A 25,624-nucleotide genomic window follows, 5' to 3' on the forward strand; every position below is an offset into this window, starting at 1 on the left:
GAAAAAGGGCCGCTTTCGCGGCCCCTTTTTGCATCTCATCCCACCAGATGCAGGAAGTGCAGGTGGCGCTCGTAGTGATCGAGGATGTCGCCGATCACCTCATCCTTCGACCAGCCCATGACGTCGTGGTCCTGGCCGCCTTCGCGCAAATGCACTTCGGCACGGAAATACTTGCGCTCCTCGCCGTCGGCCTCGCTGCTGACGAAGCTGGGCATCGCATAGGCCTGCGGGCGGATCTGATAAACGAACGTATCTTCGCTCGGCCCGACCTTGAGCGTCACATCGCCCTCCTCGCCCTGCTCAACGGCACACTCATAGCCTTGGCGGCGCCATTCTTCGGCGACCGATTGGCAAGCCGGCAAACCGACGTCGCTGATAAAGCGCAGCACGTGGGAGCGACGCGGGAACATCGCCAAGGTGCGCAAGCGGCGCTGCCAATTGCTGGCCCCTCGTGAGGCGGTCGGCGAAATCGCCAGCGCCTGATGGCGTAGCCCGCGCTTGGTGGCATCTAGCTTCAGGGCCTTGAGCAATCCACGCATGCTGAACAGCAAGGCGACGGTGAACGGCAAGGCGCTGGCGATGGTGGCGGTCTGCAACGCCGTGAGGCCGTCGGCGAGCAACAGCGCGATGGCCACCAGGCCCATGCTCGACGCCCAGAAAATGCGCTGGCGAACGGGTGTGTTCTCCTGCCCGCCCGAGGCCAGCATGTCGACCACCATGGCGCCGGAATCGGCCGAGGTGACGAAGAACACCACCACCATGACGATGGCCAAGGTGCTGATCACACTGGAGAACGGGAAGTGTTCGAGGAAGGCGAACAAGGCCAGCGACGTGTCGCGGTTCACCGCTTCGGCCAAGTCGGTGAAGCCCTGGTCGAGGATCATGTGGATGGCGGTGTTGCCGAACACAGTCATCCACAGCAGGGTGAAACCGGTCGGCACCAACAACACCCCCGTGACGAACTCGCGGATGGTGCGGCCGCGGGAAATACGCGCGATGAACAGCCCGACGAAGGGCGACCAGGCCAGCCACCAGCCCCAGTAGAACAGCGTCCAGCCACCGATCCAGTCGGTCGGTTGGTAGGCGTTGAGGTTCAAGGTGCGGCTGACGATTTCGCTCAGGTAGCCACCGGTGTTCTGCACGAAGGTCTGCAGGATGAGCACGGTCGGCCCCAGGACCATCACCATCAGCAGCAACAGCACCGCCAGGCCCAGGTTGAGCTCGGACAACCGCCGAATGCCTTTGTCCAGGCCAACCACCACCGACACCGTGGCCAGGAACGTGGTGCCGATGATCAGCGCGATCTGGACTGGAATCGACACGGGGACACCGAACAGCGCATTGAGCCCGGTGTTGATCTGCGACACGCCAAAGCCCAGCGAAGTGGCCACGCCAAGGACTGTGCCGATGATGGCGAAGATGTCTACGGCATGCCCGATGGGGCCATAGATGCGCTCACCGATCAGTGGATAGAGCGCCGAACGCAAGGTCAGCGGCAAGCCATGGCGGAAGCTGAAGTAGGCCAGGATCAGCGCCACTATGGCGTAGATCGCCCAGGCGTGCAGCCCCCAGTGGAAGAACGTGATGCGCATGGCTTCGCCCGCCGCCTGCACCGTACCGCCGTCGCCGAAAGGCGGTTTGGCGAAGTGCATGACCGGTTCGGCGACGCCGAAGAACATCAGACCGATGCCCATGCCGGCCGAGAACAGCATGGCGAACCAGGTGGCGCTGCTGTAGTCGGGCGTGCTGTGGTCGGGCCCGAGCTTGATGTCGCCATAGCGGCTGACCCCAAGAAAGACCACGGTGCCGAGAATGATCGCCACCGCAAGGATATAGAACCAACTGACGTTACCGATGATCCAGCCCTGGATATGGCCGAAGAGCGCTTGCGCGTGGGTTTGAAACACACTGGCGTAAACCACCAGTGCAAGCAGCAACAGGGCCGCTATCCAAAAGACGGGAGGATTGATACTGGATTTGCTTTCAGGGTCAGGCTTTGTCGGCATGCGGGTGAATCTCCTGCTATGGCGTCTTGACGGCGCTTTTATGAATGCGGCTTTCCCCTGACCCCGTTCCTCGGGCAGGGTTCGTATCGACGGCGATGTCGGCGTTGAAACGGTAAAAGCGCGCGTCAGCCTACACGACAAAGCGGATTGTTCGACAATATGTAGTGGCCAAAAACTTTCACTACAAAATTATTGACGACCTTCCAGAAGTTTGGGCATGATCGAACCGTCTCCCTGATCGGGGACACTGGCACGGGTATTCCAGGCGGCTTGCGCGGTAACGCAAACCGTCTCTGGAGCGGGAACTGTCCAAAAGACAGCGTGAGAAAGCCCCTTGTTGCAATGCTGCTGTAGCAGCTTTGGTAGTGCGCTACACGCCTGTGGCGAACACTCGGAACGACACCAGACAATGGGTAATGGGGGCTTTATGATGAACCTGAACGACAAACCGACCATCGATCAATTGGCCCAGCTGTTTGCGGCGCGCAAAGACAGCTTCGACGACCACCTGCTGTGGCTCAGCCAGACCGGCGAGGTTCGCCTCGACCGCCTGCCGCCCAACTCCCACGAAGAGCAGTTCGAGGCTCACCTGCCGAGCATGCGCGCGCGCTTCAAGGTGTACCGCCGCGGCCAGGGCTTCGTGGGGCGCAAGGCAGCCGCCGACACTGAATTCGTGGCGCGCGTGCTGCAAACGCTGCAACAGGAATGGCCCGCAGCCCGCGAGCGCGATGCGGTGAAGGTGATCGAATCGGTGGAGTGATGCAGTCTTCGCTATACCCTGACGCCCGGCCTTTGGTCGGGCGTTTCTGCGACTGCATCAGGCCTTTCGTTTAGCCAGCGGCGATAGCTCGACGGCGCCGGTCGCCAAGGCGCGTGCGCGGTCCACACCCCAGACCATGGCCCGGGTCATGGTTTCCCCCGGCCGCTGGCGATAATACTCTTCGCGGATCGCCGCACCTTCGCGGTTGTACAGGCCCAGGAACAGCTGTGTGGCGCCCAGGCGCGACAAGCGCACCTGGACCTCGAACGAAGTACCATCGCTGAGTGCCTCGTCATGGCAACGACTGTGCAGGTTGGCGTCGGCCCACTGCCAATAAGTATCTTCCCTGACTCTCATGGGATTTCTCCGGTGGACATTGCTGAAATGTCCGACAGAAAAGCACACCTGCGCAGGCCTCACGACCGCGATGTGCCAATCCCCTGCCCAAGATCAACGAATTGATCGAAAACACACGCCGTCGAGCCGATTGCGAAGCTTCACGCCAAGCGTACCGCCGTACCGCTGGCGAACATCACCACCATCCCGCCCTGCGCGCTGGGCATGCTGATTTCGAAGTTCACACCGACCACCGCGTCCGCGCCCAATTGCTTGGCATGCCGCTGCAGCTCGTCGGTGGCCTGCTCGCGCGCAGTGCGCAACGCACTTTCAAGCGTTTGCGAGCGCCCGCCGAACACGTCACGAAAGCGCGCGAAGAAATCGCGCACGAAGTTGACGCCCTGAACCGACTGGGCGCTGACCACGCCGAGGTATTGGGCGACAGGGCGGCCATCGATCTGTGAGGTTGTGGTGACAATCATGTTGAGTCTCCAGGAAATGCAACGCACCGATCTTAAGGGGTGAGCCCCGGAAAGTCATGGCGCAGGCTCCGCCTATGCAACGTCGCGAAACACTTCGAGACTTTGCGATGGCGCGTCGCCTCCAAGATGAGATGTCAAGAATTGCTCAGGGCTGGGTAACTAGCATTTCTGCCAGTTTCGTGGGATGTCCAGTCATCGCTATAACAGAGCCGAGATAACCCACGAACTGGAGATTGTCATGGCCAATTACACTGAAAGCGTCAAGAGCCTCATTGCTGAGAAGTCGGGTAAAATCTCGGACGACATCAAGCTTGACGCAACGTTAGTCGATGGTCTGGGCCTGGATTCAGTCGACATATCCGAATTACTCATGGACCTTGAGGAAGCATTCGACATCAAGATTCAGGACGAGCCCATTGAAGCGTTTACTACCGTTCAGAGTGTTGTCGATTACGTCAACCAGCACGCCAAGAGCAGCTGACCGGTGAGAAACGTCTAGTGTCGCGCGCCAGTCCAGCGCGACACCGCCCGGTAGCGGCCGGTGTCGCGCTCGAATGTAAGCCAGTCAGCGAGCAGTGCGTGCAGTGCGCGCAGTGCATGTAGCTTGCCGGTCCAAGGTGCTGCATGCATGTACGAACATCGAGGCCCCGCAAAGCCAGGCAGATTGCCCAGCCCATCTCAGGCAGTAGGACTACGCTGTGTGTGAAACCGTTGCGCCAGTCGCGGACCGAACACATTGACCAGCAGCCCCAACATCACCAGCCCCCCACCCCAACACTGCAACGCCGTCAGCCGCTCGCCCAGCAACCAGGCCGACGAACTCAACCCGATGACCGGCACCAGCAAGGAAAACGGCGCCACCTTGCCGGCCGGGTGCCGCGACAGCAAGGCGCCCCATAGGCTGTAACCGACCATGGTGGCGACGAAGGCCAGGTACCCCAGGGCCAACAGCGAATTCAGCGAGATGTTCAGCAGCGCATGGCTGATCGCCTCGGGCCCCTCCAGCCACCACGACAGCGCCAGGAACGGCAGCGGTGGAATCAAGCCGCCCCAGACCACCAGGGCCACCAGGTCCACCGAACCGAAGCGTCGGGTGATGATGTTGCCCATGCCCCACATTGCGCCCCCGCACAGGGTCAGCAGCAAGGCGATCAGCGGCACGTGGGCGCTGTCTTCGCTACCGATCACCGCCAGCCCCGCAGCCGCCACCAACAAGCCCAGCACACTCGCCGGGCGCAATCGCTCACCGAGAAACAGTGCAGCGAAGCCGAGCGTGAAGAACGCCTGGGACTGCAGTACCAACGATGCCAGGCCGGGCGGCATGCCGCTGTACATGGCTTGGAAAAGAAAGGCGAACTGCCCCAGTGAAATGGTCGCGCCATAGGCCGCCAGCCAACGCCACGGCAGCTTGGGCCGTTTGACCAACAGCACGGCGGGAAACGCCACCAGAAAAAAGCGCAGCGCGCCAAGCAACATCGGCGGCAAGCCATCGAGGCCGACTTTGATGACGACGAAGTTGACACCCCATGCAACGATCACCACCAGGGCGATCAGTAGGTCCTTGAGCGGCACGACTGGTTTCCTTATGCAGATTTTTTTGTAGAAACATCTCGAAACAGCATAACGCGACAGCGCTTGGGCCGTGCGGCACAGATCGCTCTAGAGAAAGCCATACAGTCCTGCGTCCCTGTCATCCGCTGGACACGCCACCGGCGTAACCTGCCGCGCATCGCCTCCAAGAGCCTGCCTGGTATGTCGCGTCTCATCGCCCTTCTCTGCCTGTTGCCGATACTGGCTTCGGCGGCCCCCAGCCAGTTGCGGATCCAGGGTTCCAACACGCTGGGCAGCGCCTTGGTGCCGGCGTTGGTGCAAGGCATGTTGCAGGCGCGCGGCGCGACCGCCATCGAGCAGCGGCCCGGCGCGCTCGCCAACGAGTGGGTGATTCGCGCGCGCGACGCGCAGGGCCAGCCGATACGCATCGACATCGGCGCCCATGGCACGCGCACCGGCTTCATTGCGTTGGCCGAAGGCCAGGCCGACCTGGCAAGCGCCTCACGTGCAATCGACGATGACGAATTCAAGCGTCTGAGCGGCGTGGGCGACTTGCGCAGTGCAGCCAGCGAGCAAGTGGTCGCGCTCGACGGCGTGGCGATCGTCACGCACCCGGACAACTCATTGAGGCAGTTGACGCTCGAACAACTGGCGCAGGTCTTTTCTGGTCAGGTGACACGCTGGGAGCAACTGGGCGTGGCGGGCGGCGAGATTCACCTGTATGCCCGCGATGGGCGCTCGGGAACGTTCGAGACCTTCGACAGCCTGGTGCTGCGTCCACAGCGCCTGCGCTTGTCGGCCCAGGCCAAGCGCTTCGAGTCGGCCGACGCATTGGTGGCCCAGGTACTGGCCGACCGCCAGGCGATCGGCTTCAGCGGCTTGGGCACGCTGCACGCGGCACGCACACTGGCGGTCGCAGCCGGCGATGGACCGGCGATGGCGCCCAGTCGAGCGCTGGTGGCCAGCGAGGACTATCCATTGTCACGGCGCCTGTACTTCTATCTACCCGCGCAGGCCACGCCCTATGCCCAGGGTCTCGCGGCGTTCGCCCAAAGCGGCGCGGGCCAGGCCATCGTCGCCGCGCAAGGCTTCGTCGCGCAGCAGATCGTGCCCATCGCCGTGGCACCGCTGCCCGACCAGCCACCGACCTACCGACACCTGGCTGGCAGCGCCGAGCGCCTGAACGTGAGCTTTCGCTTCCAACCCGACAGTGCCCTGCTCGACACCAAGGCCCTGCGCGACGTGCAGCGGGTAGCCGGCTACCTGCGGGCCACGGGTAAGCTGCGTGGCGGCGTGGTGCTGGTGGGCTTGAGCGACCGCAAAGACACGCCGGGCCGCGCCGCCCTGCTCTCGCGCCTGCGCGCGCTGGCGGTGCGCCGCGAACTGGCGCGCCAGGGGGTGCAGGCGTGGCGGGTATTGGGCCTGGGCGATGCGTTGCCGGTGGCGGGCAACGTGCAGTGGCAGGAGCGCCTGCGCAATCGCCGGGTCGAGGTATGGGTCGACCGATCCGCGTCCGAGTGAGGGTGACCGAGTACTGCACAGGCTGACGCCAAAAAACTTTTCGGCCTCCCCGAGGCCCGCCTCAGCCGTGTGCCGACGCGGCAGGGTTCAAGGCGCAAACCCTTCTACAATGATGACTTCGGCCTTGGCCGCGCCCTGGCGGTGGACACAGGCTTGTTGATACTCGGCCGAGCGATAGCAGGCCAAGGCTTGCTCGTAGGAGTCGAATTCGATCACCACGCTGCGTTGCGGCGTAGGTCGGCCCTCCAGCGCTTCGCTGCGCCCGCCACGGGCCAGGAAACGTCCGCCATAGACCTGGAACGCTGCCGGCGCACGTTGGGTGTACTGCTGGTATTGCGCGGCGTCGCTGACGTCGACATGGGCGATCCAATAGGCTTTCATGCACTGCGCTCCACGAGAGGGTATGTGTATGATGGTATACCACAACCTTTACAAGAAGTGAGCGTAGCGCATGGCTTTCAACAGCATCGAAGAACTCCTCGAAGACTACCGCCAAGGCAAGATGATCCTGCTGGTGGACGACGAAGACCGGGAAAACGAAGGCGACCTGCTCATCGCTGCCGAGCGCTGCGACGCCGCCGCCATCAACTTCATGGCCCGCCACGCCCGCGGCCTGATCTGCCTGACCCTGACCGAGGAGCACTGTCAGCGCCTCGGCCTGGAACAGATGGTGCCCGCCAACGGCAGCGCCTTCAGCACCGCCTTCACCGTGTCCATCGAAGCGGCCAGCGGCGTCACCACCGGTATTTCCGCCGCCGACCGCGCGCGCACCGTCGCCGCCGCCATGTCCGCCGACGCTCGCCCCGAAGACCTCGTGCAGCCGGGCCACATCTTTCCCTTGCGCGCTCGCGAGGGCGGCGTACTCAACCGCGCCGGGCACACCGAAGCCGGCTGCGACATGGCGCGCCTGGCCGGCTTCGCCCCGGCCTCGGTGATCGTCGAGGTGCTCAACGACGATGGCACCATGGCCCGCCGCCCCGACCTGGAAGTGTTCGCCGCGCAGCACGGCATCAAGATCGGCACCATCGCCGACCTCATCCACTACCGCCTGAGCACCGAGCACACGGTCAAGCGCATTGGCGAGCGCGAACTGCCCACCGTGCATGGCACCTTCCGCTTGGTCAGCTACGAAGACCGTATCGAAGGCGGCGTACACATGGCCATGGTGATGGGCGAGATCCACCGCGAGCGCCCGACCCTGGTGCGCGTGCACGTGATCGATCCGCTACGCGATCTAGTCGGCGCCGAGTACGCCGGCCCCGCCAACTGGACCCTATGGGCGGCCCTGGAAAAGGTCGCTCAGGAAGGCGCCGGTGTGGTGGTGGTCCTGGCCAACCATGAATCCTCCCAGGCGCTGCTCGAACGCATTCCCCAGCTCACCCAACCGCAACGTCCGTATCGGCGTGGGCAATCGCGGGTGTACTCGGAAGTCGGCACCGGGGCGCAGATCTTGCAAGACCTCGGCGTGGGCAAGCTCAACCACCTTGGCCCGCCACTCAAGTACGCGGGTTTGGCCGGTTACGAGCTGGAGGTGGTGCAGAGCATTCCCTTCGAGCCTGTTTGAGTACGCATCAGGCGCACACGAGCGGGGGCTACAGCGGGCCACGAAATCGCCCGTCCGTTGGCCGAGACATCCGCGCAGAGCGCAGGCGCCCCCCGCCAAAGAGCCTGACGTTCGGGGGTGGAGGACAAGTGATGGCCGGTAGCCTTCAATCACTTGCCAAAATCTTGGAATACCATAATATGACATTCCGTAGACCTTGATATTTACGTGCTGCATCCGAACCTAGCGTTGTCGCTTCACCCAGTACAAAGCTGCTCCCCGAACATGATTGGCGGGTGCACTTGACCCGCCTCGAATAACAAAAGTAACGAGGGCGTAACCATGCTGTTGAGCAAACGTGTAAGTGCAGTGCTGTCCGCCAGCCTGCTGACCCTGGCTTGCCAGGCGGCCATGGCTGCCGAGAGCGTCAATTTCGTCAGCTGGGGTGGCACCACCCAGGATGCGCAGAAAGAAGCGTGGGCCATCCCCTTCAGCAAACAGACCGACATCAAGGTGGTCCAGGACGGCCCGACCGACTACGGCAAGCTCAAGGCCATGGTCGAAAGCGGCAACGTGCAGTGGGACGTGGTCGACGTCGAAGCCGATTTCGCCCTGCGCGCCGCCAGCGAAGGCCTGCTCGAACCGCTGGACTTCAACACCATCCAACGCGACAAGATCGACCCGCGCTTCGTTTCCGACCATGGCGTCGGCTCGTTCTTCTTCTCCTTCGTACTCGGTTACAACGAAGGCAAGCTCGGCGCCAGCAAGCCGGTCGACTGGAGCGCCCTGTTCGACACCAAGACCTACCCCGGCAAACGCGCCCTGTACAAGTGGCCTAGCCCAGGCGTGCTGGAACTGGCCCTGCTGGCCGACGGCGTCGCGCCCGACAAGCTCTACCCCCTCGATCTGGACCGCGCCTTCAAGAAACTCGACACCATCAAGAAAGACATCGTCTGGTGGGGCGGCGGTGCGCAGTCCCAGCAGCTGCTGGCCTCGGGCGAAGCCTCGCTCGGCCAGTTCTGGAACGGCCGCGTGTACGCCCTCCAGCAAGACGGCGCGCCGGTCGGCGTGAGCTGGAAGCAGAACCTGGTCATGGCCGACTTCCTGGTCGTGCCCAAAGGCGCCAAGAACAAGGACGCGGCCATGAAGTTCCTGGCCAGCGCCAGCAGCGCGCAGGGCCAGGCCGACTTCGCCAACAAGACCGCCTATGCCCCGGTGAACGTCGATAGCGTCGCCAAGCTCGACAGCGACCTGGCCAAGAACCTGCCGACCGCCTACGCCGCCGACCAGGTGACCCTGGACTTCGCCTACTGGGCCAAGAACGGCCAGGCCATCGCCGCCCGCTGGAACGAGTGGCTGGTCAAATGAAAGTCGCCATCAACGCCTTGCAAAACGCCCAAGGGCCGGACACAGGCGCCGCCCCCGTGCGTCGCCCGAGCCTGAGCCAGCGTTGGAAGGGCAGCCGCAACCTGCTGCCGGCCCTGCTGTTCCTTGGCCTGTTCTTCTTCGCACCGCTGATCGGCCTGTTGCTGCGCGGCGTGCTGGAACCCGAGCCGGGCTTGGGCAACTACGCGCAACTGTTCGCCAACTCGGCCTATACCCGGGTCCTGATCAACACCTTCTCGGTGGCAGGCCTGGTGACGCTGATCAGCGTGCTGCTCGGCTTTCCGCTGGCCTGGGCGATCACCCTGGTGCCCAAAGGCTGGGGCCGGTGGCTGCTGAACATCGTGCTGCTGTCGATGTGGACCAGCCTGCTGGCGCGCACCTACTCCTGGCTGGTGCTGCTGCAGAGTTCGGGCGTGATCAACAAGGCGTTGATGGCCATGGGCATCATCGATACCCCTATCGAGATGGTGCACAACCTCACCGGGGTGGTGATCGGCATGAGCTACATCATGATTCCGTTCATCGTGCTGCCGTTGCAGGCGACCATGCACGCCATCGACCCGATGGTGTTGCAGGCCGGTTCCATCTGCGGCGCCAGCCCCTGGACCAACTTCTGGAAGGTGTTCCTGCCGCTGTGCCGCTCGGGACTGTTCTCCGGGGCCTTGATGGTGTTCGTCATGTCGCTCGGCTACTACGTCACCCCGGCGCTGCTGGGCGGGGCGCAGAACATGATGCTGCCCGAGTTCATCATCCAGCAGGTGCAGTCGTTCCTCAACTGGGGCCTGGCCAGCGCCGCCGCCGCGCTGCTGGTGGCGATCACCCTGGTGCTCTTCTACCTGTACCTGAAGCTGCAGCCGGAATCTCCGGTCGGCAACCCGAGGTAATCCGCCATGCTCCTCTCCCCCAATGCCATGGGTCGCCCGCTACGTACGGGCCTGTACCTGACCACCGGCGTCATCGCGGCGTTTCTGCTGCTGCCGGTGGTGTTCATCGTGCTGCTGTCGTTCGGCTCCTCGCAGTGGCTGGTGTTCCCGCCACCGGGCTGGACGCTCAAATGGTACGCGCAGTTCTTCTCCAACCCCGAGTGGATTGACGCCGCGCTCGCCAGCCTCAAGGTCGCCGTGCTGACCACCGTCGCCGCCGTCGCCTTGGGCCTGCCCACCGCGTTCGCCCTGGTGCGCGGCCGTTTCCCCGGTCGCGAAATGCTCTACGGCCTGTTCACCATGCCGATGATCGTGCCGCTGGTGATCATCGCGGTGGCGGTGTACGCGCTGTTCCTGAAACTGGGCTACACCGGCACGCTGTTCGCCTTCGTGGTCAGCCACGTGATCGTCGCCCTACCCTTCACCATCATCTCGATCATCAATTCGCTGAAGCTGTTCGACCAGTCCATCGAGGATGCGGCGGTGATCTGCGGCGCCTCGCGCCTGCAAGCCATCTACAAGGTGACCTTCCCGGCCATTCGCCCAGGAATGATCGCCGGCGGGCTGTTCGCCTTCCTCGTCTCGTGGGACGAAGTGGTGCTCAGCGTGATGATGGCCAGCCCCGACCTGCAGACCCTGCCGGTGAAGATGTGGACCACCCTGCGCCAGGACCTCAGCCCCGTCATCGCCGTCGCCTCGACGCTGCTGATCGGCCTGTCGCTGCTGGTCATGTTCATTGCCGCCGCGTTGCGCCGGCGTACCGAAGCCAACGCGTGAGCCTGTGAAAAGCAGTCTGCGGAGAGAATAAAAATGAGTGCAGTGATCCAAGACAAAGCGCCTGGCAAGACCCTGGTCAGCCTGCGCGGCCTGAACAAGCACTATGGCGACTTCACCGCCGTGGACAACCTCGACCTGGAGATCCAGGACGGCGAATTTCTCACCTTCCTCGGCTCCAGCGGCTCGGGCAAGTCCACCACCTTGTCGATGCTGGCCGGTTTCGAAACCCCGAGCAGCGGCGAGATTCTGGTCCAGGGCCAGTCCCTGGTGCAGGTGCCGCCGCACAAGCGCGACATCGGCATGGTATTCCAGCGCTATTCGCTGTTCCCGCACCTGAACGTGCGCGACAACATCGCCTTCCCCCTGGCGATCCGCAAGCTCAGCGCCACGGAAACCACCAAGCGCGTCGATGCCATGCTCAAGCTGGTGCAGCTCGAACCCTTCGCCCACCGCAAACCGTCGCAAATGTCGGGTGGCCAGCAACAGCGCGTGGCCATCGCCCGCGCCCTGGTGTACGAACCGCGCATCCTGCTGATGGACGAACCGCTCGGCGCACTGGACAAGAAGCTGCGCGAAGACCTGCAGGACGAACTGCGCCAGCTGCACCGGCGCCTGGGCATCACCATCGTCTACGTGACCCACGACCAGGAAGAGGCCATGCGCCTGTCGCAGCGCATCGCCATCTTCAGCCACGGCAAGATCGTTGGGCTGGGCACCGGCTACGACCTCTACCAGAACCCGCCGAACGCGTTCGTGGCCTCGTTCCTGGGCAACTCCAACTTCCTGCGTATCAAGGCCCGGGGCAACGCGGTAGGTACGTTCGAGGGCCAATCGCTGGCCATCCGCTTGACCCCAGGCCTTGCCGTCGAGCAGGACGCGCTGGTGATGGTGCGTCCGGAAAAGGCCCTGGCCCTGAGCGTCGAACAGGCCGCGCGCGAGCCACTGCCGGCCGGCTGGAACGAAGTCGGCGCCAAGGTGGGCGAAGTGCTGTTCCTCGGGGAAAGCCAGACCTGCCATGTGGTCACCGCAGGGGGCACGGAACTGACGGTCAAGGCACTGTCGGCTGCGGGCATGCCGATGCAGCCGGGCGATACGGTCAAGGTACGTTGGGCAGTGGCCGATGCTTGCATCTATACCGAGTGGGCCGAAAGCGACTTGAGCAAATCGGCCGGCGCCCACTGAAATCGAACGCGCGCCCGCAACGGACGCGCGATCTCTTGCACAGGCGCGGGGCTTCACACCCTTCGCGCCAACTTTCAAACACCCTTTTCAAACGCTTGTATGCTTTTTCGTTGACAGCCCGCCGGCCGCATCCTAACCTCGCTGCACTCCCAATGCGTGCAGGCACCCCGTGGGCAATCTCTATCTGATCCGACATGGCCAGGCCTCGTTCGGCGCCAGCGACTATGACGTGCTGTCCGAACTGGGCGTACGCCAGAGCCAGGCCCTGGGTGAACACTTCGCCCAGCTGGGGCTGCACCTGGACCGCTGCATCGCCGGCAGCCTGCGCCGCCAGCAAGACACCGCGCGCATCGCGCTCGATGCCCTGCAAGCCCATGGCAATGCCGTGCCCGCACTGGACACCGACCCCGACTTCAACGAGTTCGACGCCGAAGGCGTGATCCGTACCCTGCTGCCCGATCTGCTCCCCCACGAGCCCCATGTGCTCGACGTGATGCGCAACGCGCGCGAGCACCGCAGCGAATTCCAGCGCCTGTTCGCCCTGATGGTGCAGCGCTGGCACGCTGGCGAGCACAGCGCCGACGATGGCCTGGAAACCTGGCAGGCCTTCACCGCACGCATCGACCGGGGGTTGCAGCGCCTGCTGGATCAAGCCCAGGAAGGCCAAGACATCGCCGTGTTCACCTCGGGCGGCAGCATCGCCGCCCTGCTTCACCGCGTGACGGGCATGACGCCCGCCCAGGCTTTCACGCTGAACTGGCAGATCGTCAACACCTCGTTCAGCCATTTGAAATTCCAGGGCCACGCCGTAGGTCTGAGTACCTTCAACAGCCAGGCGCACCTGCGTTTGCTCAGAGCACCGGAATTGATCACCTACCGCTGACCGATCCGTTTCCACCCTGTATCCCGTCACCCACAACCGATAAGGAACACGCCATGACCTCCGTAGCCGATGCCGTGAAGAAGATGCAAGAGAAGTTCAACCCGTCCGCCGCTGCCGGCCTGGACCTGGTCTACGGCTTCAACATCACCGACGAAGACAAGCATTACGCGCTGATCATCAAGGATGGCACCTGCGAGCTGCAGGAAGGCGAGAACCCCGACGCCAACTGCACCCTGGTGCTCGACAGCGAAACCCTCAAGGGCATCGTCAGCGGCGAAACCGATGGCATGCAGGCCTTCATGGGCGGCAAGCTGCGCGTCGAAGGCGACATGATGCTGTCGATGAAGCTCAGCGAGCTGTTCCCCTCCTGAACCCGCCAGTGCGACGTTCGCCACGCCCGGGCGCCGCGCGCGGAATTGGAAACCGAAGCCTGTTGGCTTCGGTTTTTTTTACCCTCGGCTTGCGTCATCCCGCTCGCATCACAGCAGTTGATCGACCGCCAACACCCCGGTCTATCGAAGCCTGGATCGCTTGTCGCCAGCCGGTGCGCTGATTACCGTGCCCAGGTTGGTCGAAAAGAATACAAGGAAGACCGATGTCGCCTACAGAGCACACCATCGACGTCCGCAGTGGCGAAGCCTTCGACGTGGCGGAGGTCGATATTTACCTCAAGGCCCACCTGCCGGGCTTGAGCGGCAGCCCCGACGTGCGCCAGTTCCCAGGCGGCGCCTCCAACCTCACCTACCTGCTACGCTACGCCGAGCGGGACCTGGTGCTGCGCCGCCCGCCTTTCGGCCATAAGGCCAAGAGCGCCCACGACATGGGCCGCGAATTTCGCATCCTCAACCAGCTCAACGCCGGTTTCCCCTATTGCCCCAAAGCCTATCTGCACTGCACCGACACTGCGCTGATCGGCAGCGAGTTCTATGTGATGGAGCGGGTCGAAGGCATCATCCTGCGCGCCGACCTGCCGCCGGCACTGGACCTGGGGCCGGCTGCGACCCAGGCGCTGTGCGAAAGCTTCATCGATCGCCTGGCCGAGCTGCACCAAGTGGATTACGCAGCCTGCGGCCTGGCCGACCTGGGCAAACCCGAGGGTTATGTGCAGCGCCAGATCGAAGGCTGGGCGACACGCTACGAACAGGCGCTAACCCCTGACGCGCCGCGCTGGGAACGGGTGGTCGCCTGGTTGCGCGAGCACCTGCCCGCCGACCATCCGCGCCCGGCGCTCCTGCACAACGACTACCGCCTGGACAACGTCATCCTCGACCCGGCCGATCCGGCGCGCATCATCGGCGTGCTCGATTGGGAAATGGCCACCCTGGGCGACCCGCTTATGGACCTGGGCAACAGCCTGGCCTACTGGATCGAAGCCGACGACCCCGCGCCGATCCAGCAGCTGCGCCGCCAGCCGAGCAACGCGCCGGGCATGCTCAGCCGCCGGCAGTTCGTCGCGCGCTATGCCGAGCGCAGCGGGTTGCGACTGGACAACGTCGATTTCTATCACGTGTATGGATTGTTCCGGTTGGCCGGCATTGTCCAGCAGATCTACTACCGCTACTTCCATCGCCAGACCCAGGACGCCCGTTTCGCCAGCTTCGTGCGCATGAACCATCTGCTCGAACAGATGACCCAGCAGGTCATCGCCCGCTCACCCCTCTAACCCGTTTCAGGAGCGCCCCATGTCCAAGACGCACTTGTTCGACCTCGACGGCAAGATCGCCCTCGTCTCCGGCGCCAGCCGCGGCATCGGCGCGGCCATCGCCCAGCTCCTGGCGCAACAGGGCGCCCATGTGGTGGTGACCAGCCGCAAGCTCGAAGGCTGCCAACAGGTGGCCGACGTCATCGTCGCGGCCGGCGGTCAAGCCACGGCCATGGCCTGCCACATCGGCGAGCTGGAGCAGATCGAACGGACCCTCGACGCAGTTCGCGCGCGCTTCGGCCGGCTCGACATTCTAGTCAACAACGCCGCGACCAACCCGCAGTTCTGCAACATCCTCGACACCGACCCCAGCGCGTTCCAGAAGACCGTGGACGTCAACATTCGCGGCTATTTCTTCATGTCGGTGGCGGCCGGCAAACTGATGCGCGAGCACGGCGGCGGCAGCATCATCAACGTGGCTTCGATCAATGGCGTCACGCCGGGGCATTTCCAGGGCATCTATTCGGTGACTAAGGCGGCGGTGATCAACATGACTCAAGCCTTCGCCAAGGAGTGCGCGCCGTTCGGCATCCGCTGCAACGCCCTGCTGCCTGGGCTGACCGATACGCAGTTCGCTGCGGCGCTGGTGAAGAACCAGGCCATTCTCGACACCGCCCTGCAACACATTCCCCTCAAACGCGTGGCCGAACCGAGCGAAATGGCGGGGGCGGTGCTGTACTTGGCCAGCGCGGCGTCGAGCTACACCACGGGCGCTGCGCTGGCCGTCGACGGCGGCTATCTGGCATGAGCGTGCAGCCGCCGCTGGGTATCGCGCTTACAAACAGGTAGCGGCGGCCGCCTTGCGCTGCAAGGCCACGCTGTCCTGCTGCGCCGCGTAGAAATCGACGTGGGTACCGCCGCCCTGCGGGTAGACGTCCACGAACGCCTGCGCCTCACGGGTATACACGGTGAAGCCGCCCGCCTTGCGCGCTTGCAGGTAACCGCTGGCATCGACCCCGAACACCTTTTCGTCCTGCCAGCCGTACTGGATGCACTGGGCCACCAGATCGGCGTTCTTGCGCGAATCGAGCTGGGCGTTGGGCGCGCCGGTACGGGCGGCGTCCATGGTCGACGAAGCGCAGCCGACCATCAGCAGCGCGGCGGCCATCGGCAGTAGTGCTCGCATGTTCATTCCTCGAAAAAAAGAACGTGACTCTAGCACCCGGCTAGCACGCAAAGTGAATTGTCGTCGCGCCGGGATGTCGGATTTTGCACACACGTCCATAAGGAACACCGGTATGAAAGCCAACTCTCTGCTCTGCGCCCTGCTCTTCTCCGGCACCCTGGTCGGCGTGCCGATGGTGGTACAAGCCGCCGAATCGACCCAAGAAAGCGTCAAGTCCAACGAGACGCGCAACCGTGAGCTGGAAGTCGGCGATAAAGCGCCCGACCAGTACAAGCGCGACGAAGCGGCCGTCAAGGACTGGCAGTCCAAGGGTCTGCCGGCGCCAGAAAAAGAAAGCCACTGGGTGAAGATGGCTGGCCGTTACGTGCTGGTGCAGACCACCAATGGTGTGATCCTGGCGATTCATTCCGGCAAGAAATAAACCTGCGCCGGGTCCACCCAGAGAGCAGCGCGCTTACCCGCTGAAACGCAGTGCGGGCGCTGCCATTGACCTTCGAGACCCCGCGCCTGTCTGCATCCGCAGCGACGCGGCGGTTTCACCCCGAACTCTGCTTTGCCCAATACTTCCAGCCCACCCCCCAAGAATCGCAACCACCGCCCCTCGATGAGCCGCAAGACCTACTGCGCAGTGCGAACCCACTCGCAAAAGGCCTTCATCTACCTACTTTAGCGGCCAGTACGCATAACGAGCTTGTGCTCGCATCCACTGCACGACACCTGCAACACATCAATGCACCCGTCAGTAAAAACCTGCACAGTCTGCGCTCGGCTCCGGCGCAACCTCGACCATGCGCGCCTCCAGCTTCCTCACGTGAAGGATCACCTGCCCCATGAATGTCCAGCTGCTCTGGGTACTTGCCCTGCTGACCGCCGCCGTCGTGCTGTTCATCCGCAACCGTCCACGCATGGATGTGGTCGCCTTGCTGGTGATCCTCGCTTTGCCAATGTCCGGCGTCTTGACCATCGAGCAGGCCCTGGCCGGCTTCAGCGACCCTAACGTGGTCTTGATCGCCGCGCTGTTCGTGATCGGCGAAGGCCTGGTGCGTACCGGCATCGCCTACCGCATCGGCGAATGGCTCAGCGACACGGCAGGCCACAGCGAAGTGCGTCTTTTGCTGCTATTGATGGTGTCGGTGGCGGGCCTGGGCTCGGTGATGAGCTCGACGGGCGTGGTGGCGATCTTCATTCCCATCGTGTTGAGCATCGCCGCGCGTCTCCACATCGCGCCTAGCCGCTTGATGATGCCGTTGAGCTTCGCCGGTCTGATCAGCGGCATGCTCAGCTTGGTCGCGACGCCGCCGAACGTAGTGGTTCATGGCGAGTTGCTGCGCCATGGCGTAGAAGGGTTCGGCTTCTTCAGCTTCACCCCGTTCGGCTTGGTGGTGCTGGTGCTGGGTGTCGGTTACATGCTCCTGACGCGCCGCTGGCTCAAGGGCGAGTCGCACACCGAGGGCCGCAGCCAGGCGCGTCCGACGTTGCATGACCTGGTGCAGGACTACAAACTCAGCGGCCGCGAGCGGCGCTTGCGAGTCCGCGCGCACTCGCCCCTGGTCGGCCATTCGTTGGGCGAGCTGGCGCTGCGCACGGCCCACGGCGCCAACGTGGTGGGCATCGAACGCCAGCACACATTCACCACGCGGGTGATGGCCGCCGATTCGGCGACTGTGTTGCAGGCGGGTGACGTACTGCTGCTCGACCTGTTTGACAAGGGCAAAGACCTGCACGGCCTGTGCCAGTCGATGCAGCTTGAACCCCTGCGTTTCAAGGCCGCCTACTTCATCGACCAGTCCCAGGACTTGGGCATGGCCGAGGTGTCGCTGCCACCCGGTTCGAGCCTGCTGGGCAAGACCGTATTGGGTTTGGCGTTGCGCACACGCCTGGGGCTCAACGTCATGGGCCTGCGCCGTGAGCAGCAGGCCATCGAAGAGGGCCTGCTGGAAACTCCACTGCACATGGGCGACACCCTGCTGGTGGTCGGTCCGTGGAAGGCCATCCGCCAACTGCAGACGCACCCGCACGACTTCATCGTGCTCAGCCTGCCGGCCGAAATCGACCAGGTCGCCCCGGCACGCCGCCGCGCCCCGCAAGCCCTGGCCAGTCTGGCGGTGATGGTAGCGCTGATGGTCAGCGGGCTGGTGCCCAACGTGGTGGCGGCGCTGATCGGTTGTCTGTTGATGGGCGCAGGGCGCTGCATCGACATGAACAGTGCCTACCGTGCCATCCATTGGCAGAGTCTGGTGCTGATCGTCGGCATGCTGCCCTTCGCCCTGGCGTTGCAACAGACCGGTGGCATCGCCTTGGCGGTCGAGGGCCTGGTCGGCCTGCTCGGCGGTGCCGGCCCGCGTACGATGCTGGCGTGCCTGTTCGCCCTGACGGCGGTGATCGGTCTGTTCATCTCCAACACCGCCACCGCAGTGCTGATGGCGCCAGTGGCGATCAGCATGGCCAGTCAACTCGGCCTATCGCCCTACCCGTTCGCCATGACCGTGGCGCTGGCCGCGTCGGCGGCCTTCATGACGCCAGTGTCTTCGCCGGTCAACACATTAGTGCTGGGGCCAGGGCAGTACCGTTTTGCCGACTTCGTCAAAGTCGGCGTGCCGTTTACGGTATTGGTGATGCTGGTGACGGTGGTCATGGTGCCGTGGCTGTTCCCCTTGTGAGTCGGGTATTTGCCCGCTTGCGGTACAGCCAATCGCCAACGAACCGGCTACGATGACATCCATTTGACATCAATTACTCGCTTGAACCACACTTCCCGCGTCGTTGCCGAGCCTGACCTCGAAGCTCGGTCTTTCCTCTTCACCGCGCATGTGGTCCACGCTCATGGTGTTTTCAGCCCGGTCGCGTCTGGTGGTCTACCTGGCCTTGTTCAGCCTGACGCTGGTGTTGACGCTGGCCGGCATCCTGGCGCGCCCGTTCGCCTCGCTGTCGTTGTTCTGGCCGGTGAATGCGGTGCTGGCCGGTCTATTGCTGCGCCACCCTCGCCAGGCCAGCCCGCTTGGCTGGTGCCTGGTCTACCTGGCCATGGTCACCGCCGACCTCGCCTGCGGCAGCGAGTGGCGCCCGGCGCTGTGGTTCAACCTGTGCAACCTCGGTGTGGTATCGACCTTGTGGCTGCTGATGGCGCGCCTGCCGCGCAACGACCGTCGCCTGCACACGCCCTATGGCGTGCTGTGCCTGCTCGGCGCCAGCGCCAGCGCCGCCGTGGTGGCGGCAAGCCTGGCTTGCCTGGTGGCCGCACCCTGGTTCAACGAGTCGGTGCGCGCCACCTGGCTGGCGTGGTTCAGCGAGCAGTTCTCCACCAGTGTCCTGGTCCTGCCTGTGGTTCTAAGCGCCCCTTCGGCACGCGTCCTGCTGCGCAGTGGCAGCCAGCCGATTCCGATCGCCCCGCTGCTGGTGCTGCTAGGTTCGCTGGGCGTGGGTCTGGCGGTGGGGGGGCCTGGCGCCATCGCATTTCCAATCGCCGCCCTGGTGTGGTGTGCGCTGAGCTATTCACCGTTCCTGCTGTCGCTGCTGACGCTGGGCGCGGGCAGCACGCTGATCGTCGCCGTGGCGCAAAACGTCATGCACTTCAGCCTGCCGCAGACCGAAACGGCGGTCACCGCGCTGATGTCGGCGCGCCTCGGGATCGCCATGCTGGTGCTGGGCCCGTTGGTAGTGGCCTGCGTCAGCCATGCCAACCGGCAACTGCTCGGCCGCCTGGCGCACCAAGCGGCGGTCGATCACCTGACCGGTGCCCTGAGCCGCAGCGCCTTCACGCACCAGGCCGGCGCTCTACTGCACAGTTGCCGCCAGCCGGCGCTGCCGATCACCCTGATGATGCTCGACATCGACCATTTCAAGTCCATCAACGACCGTCATGGCCATGCCGTGGGCGACCGGGTGCTACGCGAATTCGCGCGCACCGTGCAGGACCAGTTGGGTAAAGGCGCCTTGTTCGCGCGCTTGGGTGGCGAGGAATTCGCCATCGTGGTACCCGGTTTGGCCCCGCAACAGGCCAGCTTCCTCGCCGAACGGCTGCGCCGGGCGGTCGAGTCCCTCACGCTGCAAGGGTATGGTCAGGCCTTGCGCATCAGTGTCAGCATCGGCCTGGCCGGTGGCGCCCTGGTGCCGGGTGAGAGCCTGGATAGCCTACTGATTCAGGCCGACCAGGCCCTCTATCGCGCCAAGGAACAGGGCCGCAATCGCGTGGTGCAGCAATCCTCGCAGCGGGAAGTGAGTTAGGCGCGCAGCACCTGCCCCCCGGAGAAACGCCGCATGTTCAGCCACATACAGCTAGGTGCCCGCGACTTGCCACGCATGGTCGCGTTCTATGAGGCCGTCCTGGCATGTCTGGGCCTGGTTCGCCTGCCGGAGGTCGACGACCAGGGGCCTGAAGGGGCCGGTTGGCAAGCCGCAAACGCCGAATGGCCGCAATTCTACGTGCAACGGCCTTTCAACGGTCGACCGGCCAGTGCAGGCAATGGCACCCAGGTCAGCTTCGCGGCGCAGGATCGGGAACAGGTACAGGCCGCGTGGCGCACAGCCTTGCGACATGGCGGCAGCGACGAGGGTACTCCGGGGCTGCGCCCGCAGTACGGCGAAGGCTTCTACGCGGCCTATTGCCGCGATCCGGAAGGCAACAAGTTGTGTTTCGTGCATGTACAGGGCTGGTGATACAGCGCGGGCTCGCCTACAGACCGTCACGCGCATACAAGCTTCGCTCGAGCGATGGTGCGCCAAAGTGTACGGTCAATAGCGGGGAAAGCTCACAGCTCATGGACCGCGATCGAACGCTCGGTCGTGTCCAGGTCCGCGTGGATAAGGCCGATGAGCTGCCTGGCGTTGCCGGCATGCACCTGCAGCAGCACACCTTCCGGATCGACCGACACCTCGATATCCACACCCCACGCAGCGTCGCTGCCTGAGTGCATGAATCCTGCGTAGTCCGCCCGCGAAGCAACGCACCGGTAGAAGCCGGACGCACTCAGCGCCGAGGCGACGCGTTCGATCAACTCCCCTGCGGGCTGCTCGCTGCTGAGTCGATACTGTCGGCCCATGTGGATCTCTCGAACAATTGAAGTGCAGAAGGGCATGGAACCTCGGGCCCTTCACTCGCCGCGCGGAGTGTTACCTAAACGGAAACGTTCAGGATGAAACAGTTCAGGGCGATGGCAAACATAATTTGTACAAATTCTGCGCAATCCAACCGAAGCCTTTAAAGCCAAGCCTTCGGGCGCGTTATCCACAGACCTACCCACGGTTTCTGTGGACAAATTTCCTACCCCATTCACTCGATTTTCAACAAAGCCTGATTGGCCTGCCTGACCAGTTCGATCCATTCGCGGGTGCTGATGGCACCGGCCTGTTCGAGCACCTGCGCTTGCAACAGCGCCCGCGCGTAATCGTCTTCGTGGAATGAGGTGTGTTCGAGAAAATGCGTGCGCCACCGCCCCATTGCAGCTGTACCTTTATGGGTGTGCCACATTGCGTATGCCTCCTTGGATCAGGACGCTGCGCAGGGTACAGCAAGCTTTGTGAAGGGATCATGACCTGCCGCCCTTGACAAGATAGACACGGCCGAAACCACGAGCTGGCCTGGGCCTGTCCGAGGGCGGAACAGGCCAGACGCCTGGCGGTCAGGGGGGTGGAATGGTTCCCAGCAGGCCGATACAGAGGGTCAGTAACAGAAATCCCCCAAGAAACCACACGAGCTTGCCCATTGAAACCTCTCAGTGCATTAGCGAAGCGGCCTGGCTGACGCACGCCGATGCCACGGCGCGTAGCCGTCCCAACGCAGGCCTGGCTGCTCGGCTGGGATGACGCTATGGTCGCGCCGCAACTGATACGGTTACAGATTCAGGTTGGTGAAAAAAAAGCAGATCAGAGGCCGTTGGCAGCCTGACCTGGAAGCCTCAGCACCTCTGCGGGCAACCAGCCTAACTCGCCATCGCTCAAGCGTTTGCACCAGTACCAGCCGTTGAGCGGGCGCAGCACTTCGATCAACTGGCCCGGTTCGACGTCCAGTTCGTGGGCGCAGTAAGGCTCCCGGGCACGGCCCTGGCCCACGCCCAGGATCTCGATCAACTGCGCGGGCACCCAACCGGGCGATTGTCCGGCGCAGCTGCACAGGTACCAGTCTTCCCAGCTTTCGCTGCCCTCATAGCGTTGGCCAACACTCAACAGTTGGCCGGCGACCAGACGAATGGGTTGAGGGTATTCGCTACGATGGACCTTGATCACGACGGACTTCATGCGCCACTCCTTGGCTGCGGTGAACCGTCGATGCTAGCAGAGGCCAGCGTCAGAACCTGACGCGCCTGCGAAGGCAGCGCTCGATGCAATCAGCATGCGCCGGTGGCCTGCAGAGGAACTTCCCGTATCCTGGATGCGGGCGCCAGGGCGGCCAGCTCGACGGCGACCTCGCGGGCACGCACCACGCCCCAGGCCAAGGCGCGCGTCATCGATTCACCGGGGCGCGACCCATGGGCTTCTTCATGCAACGCCAAGCCCGAAGCGTTGTACACCCCAAGGAACAGTTGAGTCGCCCCAGTGCGCGACAGTCGTACCTGGACGTCGAGGCACGTGCCATCGGACAGCGTTTCGTCGTGCCGACGATGGTGCAGCGTGGGGTCGGCCCACGACCAGAACGAATCACCACGAATGCGCATGCCAAGCTCCTCCTGAGACCCAAGACGTATCGACCGATAGCGTTGTGCCAACACTAGCCGAAGCGAAGCGGGAAGCAAGGCACCTGGCGAAAATTGTCGGACAATCTTTGCCTGCCGGAAACCTGCGCGGCAGCGAGTCCCTTCCCCCACCAGCCAGCACGGCATGGCTCAGGGCCATCATCGTGCGATCCAGGCCCGGCCAAAACGTCGGACTACAGACATCCTGTATTTTCCTTACGGCAAAACTGGAAAATACCGCCCCCGCCCCATACCCTGCGCTATCGACCCACGCCGCGAGCACGAACATGTCAGGGATTGTCTATTTCGAACGGCCACGCTGGTTGCGCGATCTCGTGCGCTTTCTGCCCCTCAAGAGTCAATTCGTCTTGTCGGGCAACATCCGCGACTTGCAAGCCACGCAGATCGCCCCTGGCGCGGTCACCGCGCAAAGCTTCAACCAGACCTTGTGCAATGCCCTGCTCGATGCCGGCTTCAGCCACGTGCTGCTGTGGAACCCGGTCAGCGGCTTCAGCGCCATGAACCGTCCCGGCGCCAACCCGGCCGGCGGCCTGGCCGCCTTGCAGGCATTGGGCCTCAATGCCGTCGACGGTGTGGCGCCGGCCGGCATCGACCTGCTAGGCGTGACCTTGGAGCGCCTGGTCGCCCACAGCGGCGAGCCCGTGGCGCTGATTCTCGATTTCGCCTCGCGCCTGGCGGTGCGCAACGACCAGCTCAGCGCCGCCGAGCATCGCCTGTTCACCCAGGCCCTGGTGCTTTCGCACCAGGCGCGCAGCCGCCCTGCCACGGCCGAGCGCAAGCCGTTCTTCAACACCTTGCTGTGGCTGGTGGAAAAAGAAGGCGACTTGCCGGACTGGCTGCTGGTAGACAACCCGCGCCTGCGCCACATCCCGGTCGGCAAACCCGACCAACGCGCACGCCGCGCACTGGCGCCGGCCCTGCTGCGCGGCCTCGTCGGCAGCCAGGGCGCCGAGCCGCAGGCGCTGGACGCGGCGGTCGAGGCTTTCGTGGAAAACACCGAAGGGCTGCTGCTGCTCGACCTCAGCGCCATCGCCCAGCTGGCGCGGGTCGAGCACGTGGACATGACGCAGATCAGCGACGCCGTGCGCCGCTACAAGGTGGGCGTCACCGAAGACCCCTGGCTGAGCCTGGACCGCACGCGCATCCGCAGCGCCGACGGCATCGTCCAGCGCCGGGTCAAGGGCCAGCGCCACGCGGTCACGCACATGCTCGACATCGTCAAGCGTGCGGTGACCGGCGTCGGCGCCAGCCGCAAGGGCAATCGCCCGCGCGGTGTGGCCTTTCTGGCCGGGCCCACCGGGGTCGGCAAGACCGAGCTGGCCAAGACCATCACCCACCTGCTGTTCGGCGACGAAGGCGCGTACATCCGCTTCGATATGTCGGAATTTAGTGCCGAACACGCCGACCAGCGCTTGATCGGCGCGCCGCCCGGCTACGTCGGTTACGACGTGGGCGGCGAACTGACCAACGCCATCCGCGAGAAACCCTTCAGCGTGGTGCTGTTCGACGAGATCGAAAAGGCCCACCCGCGTATCCTCGACAAGTTCCTGCAGATCCTCGACGACGGCGTGCTCACCTCCGGGCGCGGCGACCGTGTGTACTTTTCCGAAGCGCTGATCGTGTTCACCTCCAACCTGGGCATCTATCGCCAGGGCGAAAACGGCGAGCGGGTCGCCAACGTGCAGCCTCACGAGCCGTTCGAGCAGGTGCAGGGCAAAGTCCACAGCGAGATCGACCGTTATTTCAAGCTGGTGCTCAACCGCCCGGAAATCCTCAACCGGATCGGCGAAAACATCATCGTCTTCGACTTCATCCGCGAAGACGTGGCCACACAGATCTTCGAGCAGATGGTCGCGACCACGTTCGCCGACCTGCACGCCCAGGGTTTCAGCGTCGAACTCGGCGAGCCGGCGCGCCAGGCCTTGCACGCCCTATGCCTGCAAGACCTGGGCAACGGTGGCCGGGGCATCCGCAACCAGCTCGAAGCGCACTTGCTCAACCCGCTGGCGCGGGCGCTGTTCGACCAGGACGTGCAGCCGGGTCGAGCCCTGCGCATCGGCGCCCTGGACGCCACGGGCCTGACCCTGGAAGCGCGCTGAACATGCACCTGAGCCTGTCGCGGGTGCACTTTCCCGTCACCACCCTGGGGCCGGGCCAACGTGTGGGCATCTGGTTCCAGGGCTGTAGCCTGCGCTGCCCCGGCTGCATCTCGGCCGACACCTGGGGCCCCGGCAGGCGCCAGGTGAGCCTGGACGCGCTGCTGACGCAGATCGCGCCCTGGCTGGCCCAGGCCGACGGCGTCACGGTCTCCGGCGGCGAGCCATTCGAGCAGTTCGACGCCCTTCTCGCCCTGCTGCGCGCCCTGCGCCAACGCAGCGCCGGCGACATCCTGGTGTACAGCGGCCACAGCCTGGAAGCGCTGGGCCCGCAACTGGAACAAACCCAGGGGCTGATCGACGGTCTGATCAGCGACCCTTATCAAGAACACAGCGAACAGACCCTCGCCCTGCGCGGCAGCGACAACCAGCGCCTGAGCCTGCTCACGCCCTTGGGCCAAGCGCGCCTGGCCGATTGCCAACGCCTCCTGCGCGCCGCCGACAAAGCCCTGGACCTCATGTTCGACGAGGCCGGCAGCGTGTGGATGGCAGGCATTCCGCGACGTGGCGACCTATTGCGCCTGCGCGACCTGCTGCACAGCCAGGGCCACCAGTTACAGACCAGCGCCCACACATCGAAGCGGCGCTGAGCGGAGTTCAC

28 protein-coding genes are annotated in these 25,624 nt (G+C 64.1%); 18 read left to right on the forward strand and 10 right to left on the reverse strand.

Going from position 1 to position 25,624, the window contains the following annotated elements; all coding sequences use genetic code 11:
• Positions 1-35: 35 nt before the first annotated feature.
• A complete protein-coding gene (locus ACSMEV_RS15735) occupies positions 36-2,006 on the reverse strand; it encodes a BCCT family transporter (RefSeq protein ID WP_459205982.1) in 1,971 nt (656 codons plus the stop codon).
• A gap of 427 nt (positions 2,007-2,433) precedes the next feature.
• Here ACSMEV_RS15735 and ACSMEV_RS15740 point away from each other — a divergent pair, with 427 nt between their 5' ends.
• A complete protein-coding gene (locus ACSMEV_RS15740) occupies positions 2,434-2,766 on the forward strand; it encodes a hypothetical protein (RefSeq protein ID WP_296268479.1) in 333 nt (110 codons plus the stop codon).
• Between the two features lie 57 nt (positions 2,767-2,823).
• Here ACSMEV_RS15740 and ACSMEV_RS15745 read toward each other — a convergent pair whose 3' ends face one another.
• Both ACSMEV_RS15745 and ACSMEV_RS15750 read right to left on the reverse strand, forming a co-directional pair.
• A complete protein-coding gene (locus tag ACSMEV_RS15745; RefSeq protein ID WP_459205983.1) occupies positions 2,824-3,123 on the reverse strand; it encodes a hypothetical protein in 300 nt (99 codons plus the stop codon).
• Between the two features lie 140 nt (positions 3,124-3,263).
• On the reverse strand, positions 3,264-3,584 hold the full coding sequence (locus tag ACSMEV_RS15750; protein ID WP_459205984.1) for a YbjQ family protein: 321 nt from the start codon (positions 3,582-3,584) through the stop codon (positions 3,264-3,266).
• 238 nt (positions 3,585-3,822) lie between these two features.
• On the opposite strand from ACSMEV_RS15750, the gene acpP reads away from it, so the two are divergent.
• A complete protein-coding gene (gene acpP / locus ACSMEV_RS15755; protein ID WP_459205985.1) occupies positions 3,823-4,065 on the forward strand; it encodes an acyl carrier protein in 243 nt (80 codons plus the stop codon).
• A 197-nt stretch (positions 4,066-4,262) separates the two neighbouring features.
• Here the strand turns inward: acpP and ACSMEV_RS15760 are convergent, their stop codons facing one another.
• The gene (locus ACSMEV_RS15760; protein WP_459205986.1) at positions 4,263-5,156 is read right to left on the reverse strand and encodes an EamA family transporter; all 894 of its coding nucleotides are present in this window, start codon (positions 5,154-5,156) and stop codon (positions 4,263-4,265) included.
• A 180-nt stretch (positions 5,157-5,336) separates the two neighbouring features.
• On the opposite strand from ACSMEV_RS15760, the gene ACSMEV_RS15765 reads away from it, so the two are divergent.
• Positions 5,337-6,656 (forward strand): phosphate ABC transporter substrate-binding/OmpA family protein, encoded by a 1,320-nt coding sequence (locus ACSMEV_RS15765; protein WP_459205987.1) that lies wholly within the window; start codon positions 5,337-5,339, stop codon positions 6,654-6,656.
• Between the two features lie 87 nt (positions 6,657-6,743).
• Here ACSMEV_RS15765 and ACSMEV_RS15770 read toward each other — a convergent pair whose 3' ends face one another.
• Entirely contained in the window at positions 6,744-7,037 is a 294-nt protein-coding gene (locus tag ACSMEV_RS15770) for a DUF1330 domain-containing protein (protein WP_459205988.1), read from the reverse strand.
• A 70-nt stretch (positions 7,038-7,107) separates the two neighbouring features.
• Here ACSMEV_RS15770 and ribBA point away from each other — a divergent pair, with 70 nt between their 5' ends.
• From ribBA to ACSMEV_RS15815, 9 genes are all read left to right on the forward strand, one after another.
• Positions 7,108-8,220, forward strand: coding sequence for a bifunctional 3,4-dihydroxy-2-butanone-4-phosphate synthase/GTP cyclohydrolase II (gene ribBA / locus ACSMEV_RS15775; RefSeq protein ID WP_459205989.1), 1,113 nt, complete (start codon positions 7,108-7,110; stop codon positions 8,218-8,220).
• A 321-nt stretch (positions 8,221-8,541) separates the two neighbouring features.
• Positions 8,542-9,567, forward strand: coding sequence for an ABC transporter substrate-binding protein (locus ACSMEV_RS15780; protein WP_459205990.1), 1,026 nt, complete (start codon positions 8,542-8,544; stop codon positions 9,565-9,567).
• Entirely contained in the window at positions 9,564-10,469 is a 906-nt protein-coding gene (locus ACSMEV_RS15785) for an ABC transporter permease (RefSeq protein WP_459205991.1), read from the forward strand. Before ACSMEV_RS15780 ends, ACSMEV_RS15785 begins: the two co-directional genes overlap by 4 nt.
• A gap of 6 nt (positions 10,470-10,475) precedes the next feature.
• Positions 10,476-11,285: an ABC transporter permease gene (locus tag ACSMEV_RS15790; RefSeq protein WP_459205992.1), complete on the forward strand. Its 810-nt coding sequence runs from the start codon at positions 10,476-10,478 to the stop codon at positions 11,283-11,285.
• 33 nt (positions 11,286-11,318) lie between these two features.
• Positions 11,319-12,467 carry an ABC transporter ATP-binding protein gene (locus tag ACSMEV_RS15795; RefSeq protein ID WP_459205993.1) on the forward strand — a complete coding sequence of 383 codons (1,149 nt, stop codon included), beginning with the start codon at positions 11,319-11,321 and terminating at the stop codon, positions 12,465-12,467.
• 169 nt (positions 12,468-12,636) lie between these two features.
• A complete protein-coding gene (locus tag ACSMEV_RS15800) occupies positions 12,637-13,350 on the forward strand; it encodes a histidine phosphatase family protein (protein WP_459205994.1) in 714 nt (237 codons plus the stop codon).
• 53 nt (positions 13,351-13,403) lie between these two features.
• Complete coding sequence (locus ACSMEV_RS15805) at positions 13,404-13,721, forward strand: SCP2 sterol-binding domain-containing protein (RefSeq protein WP_296268491.1); 318 nt, start codon at positions 13,404-13,406, stop codon at positions 13,719-13,721.
• A gap of 224 nt (positions 13,722-13,945) precedes the next feature.
• Positions 13,946-15,013: a phosphotransferase family protein gene (locus tag ACSMEV_RS15810; RefSeq protein ID WP_459205995.1), complete on the forward strand. Its 1,068-nt coding sequence runs from the start codon at positions 13,946-13,948 to the stop codon at positions 15,011-15,013.
• Between the two features lie 19 nt (positions 15,014-15,032).
• Entirely contained in the window at positions 15,033-15,800 is a 768-nt protein-coding gene (locus ACSMEV_RS15815) for an SDR family oxidoreductase (RefSeq protein WP_459205996.1), read from the forward strand.
• 27 nt (positions 15,801-15,827) lie between these two features.
• Here ACSMEV_RS15815 and ACSMEV_RS15820 read toward each other — a convergent pair whose 3' ends face one another.
• Positions 15,828-16,178, reverse strand: coding sequence for a hypothetical protein (locus ACSMEV_RS15820; RefSeq protein WP_459205997.1), 351 nt, complete (start codon positions 16,176-16,178; stop codon positions 15,828-15,830).
• Positions 16,179-16,290: 112 nt separating this feature from the next.
• On the opposite strand from ACSMEV_RS15820, the gene ACSMEV_RS15825 reads away from it, so the two are divergent.
• The 4 genes from ACSMEV_RS15825 (at position 16,291) to ACSMEV_RS15840 (ending at position 20,834) form a co-directional block, all read left to right on the forward strand.
• Positions 16,291-16,599, forward strand: a complete 309-nt coding sequence (locus ACSMEV_RS15825; protein WP_296268495.1) for an RcnB family protein — start codon at positions 16,291-16,293, stop codon at positions 16,597-16,599.
• 409 nt (positions 16,600-17,008) lie between these two features.
• Positions 17,009-18,838, forward strand: a complete 1,830-nt coding sequence (locus ACSMEV_RS15830; RefSeq protein WP_459205998.1) for an SLC13 family permease — start codon at positions 17,009-17,011, stop codon at positions 18,836-18,838.
• Positions 18,839-19,001: 163 nt separating this feature from the next.
• Positions 19,002-20,402, forward strand: coding sequence for a GGDEF domain-containing protein (locus ACSMEV_RS15835; protein WP_459205999.1), 1,401 nt, complete (start codon positions 19,002-19,004; stop codon positions 20,400-20,402).
• A 33-nt stretch (positions 20,403-20,435) separates the two neighbouring features.
• Positions 20,436-20,834: a VOC family protein gene (locus tag ACSMEV_RS15840; protein WP_459206000.1), complete on the forward strand. Its 399-nt coding sequence runs from the start codon at positions 20,436-20,438 to the stop codon at positions 20,832-20,834.
• 92 nt (positions 20,835-20,926) lie between these two features.
• On the opposite strand, the gene ACSMEV_RS15845 is transcribed toward ACSMEV_RS15840, so the two are convergent.
• The 4 genes from ACSMEV_RS15845 to ACSMEV_RS15860 form a co-directional block, all read right to left on the reverse strand.
• Positions 20,927-21,217 carry a hypothetical protein gene (locus tag ACSMEV_RS15845; RefSeq protein WP_459206001.1) on the reverse strand — a complete coding sequence of 97 codons (291 nt, stop codon included), beginning with the start codon at positions 21,215-21,217 and terminating at the stop codon, positions 20,927-20,929.
• Between the two features lie 230 nt (positions 21,218-21,447).
• A complete protein-coding gene (locus ACSMEV_RS15850; protein ID WP_459206002.1) occupies positions 21,448-21,645 on the reverse strand; it encodes a hypothetical protein in 198 nt (65 codons plus the stop codon).
• Positions 21,646-22,040: 395 nt separating this feature from the next.
• Positions 22,041-22,412, reverse strand: a complete 372-nt coding sequence (locus tag ACSMEV_RS15855) for an SH3 domain-containing protein (RefSeq protein WP_459206003.1) — start codon at positions 22,410-22,412, stop codon at positions 22,041-22,043.
• An 89-nt stretch (positions 22,413-22,501) separates the two neighbouring features.
• On the reverse strand, positions 22,502-22,828 hold the full coding sequence (locus tag ACSMEV_RS15860) for a hypothetical protein (protein WP_459206004.1): 327 nt from the start codon (positions 22,826-22,828) through the stop codon (positions 22,502-22,504).
• 305 nt (positions 22,829-23,133) lie between these two features.
• Here ACSMEV_RS15860 and ACSMEV_RS15865 point away from each other — a divergent pair, with 305 nt between their 5' ends.
• Positions 23,134-24,966 carry an AAA family ATPase gene (locus tag ACSMEV_RS15865; protein WP_459206005.1) on the forward strand — a complete coding sequence of 611 codons (1,833 nt, stop codon included), beginning with the start codon at positions 23,134-23,136 and terminating at the stop codon, positions 24,964-24,966.
• A 2-nt stretch (positions 24,967-24,968) separates the two neighbouring features.
• On the forward strand, positions 24,969-25,613 hold the full coding sequence (locus ACSMEV_RS15870; protein WP_459206006.1) for a 4Fe-4S cluster-binding domain-containing protein: 645 nt from the start codon (positions 24,969-24,971) through the stop codon (positions 25,611-25,613).
• Positions 25,614-25,624 lie beyond the last annotated feature (11 nt).

The sequence above is a fragment of the Pseudomonas sp. MLB6B genome (genome assembly GCF_054508135.1).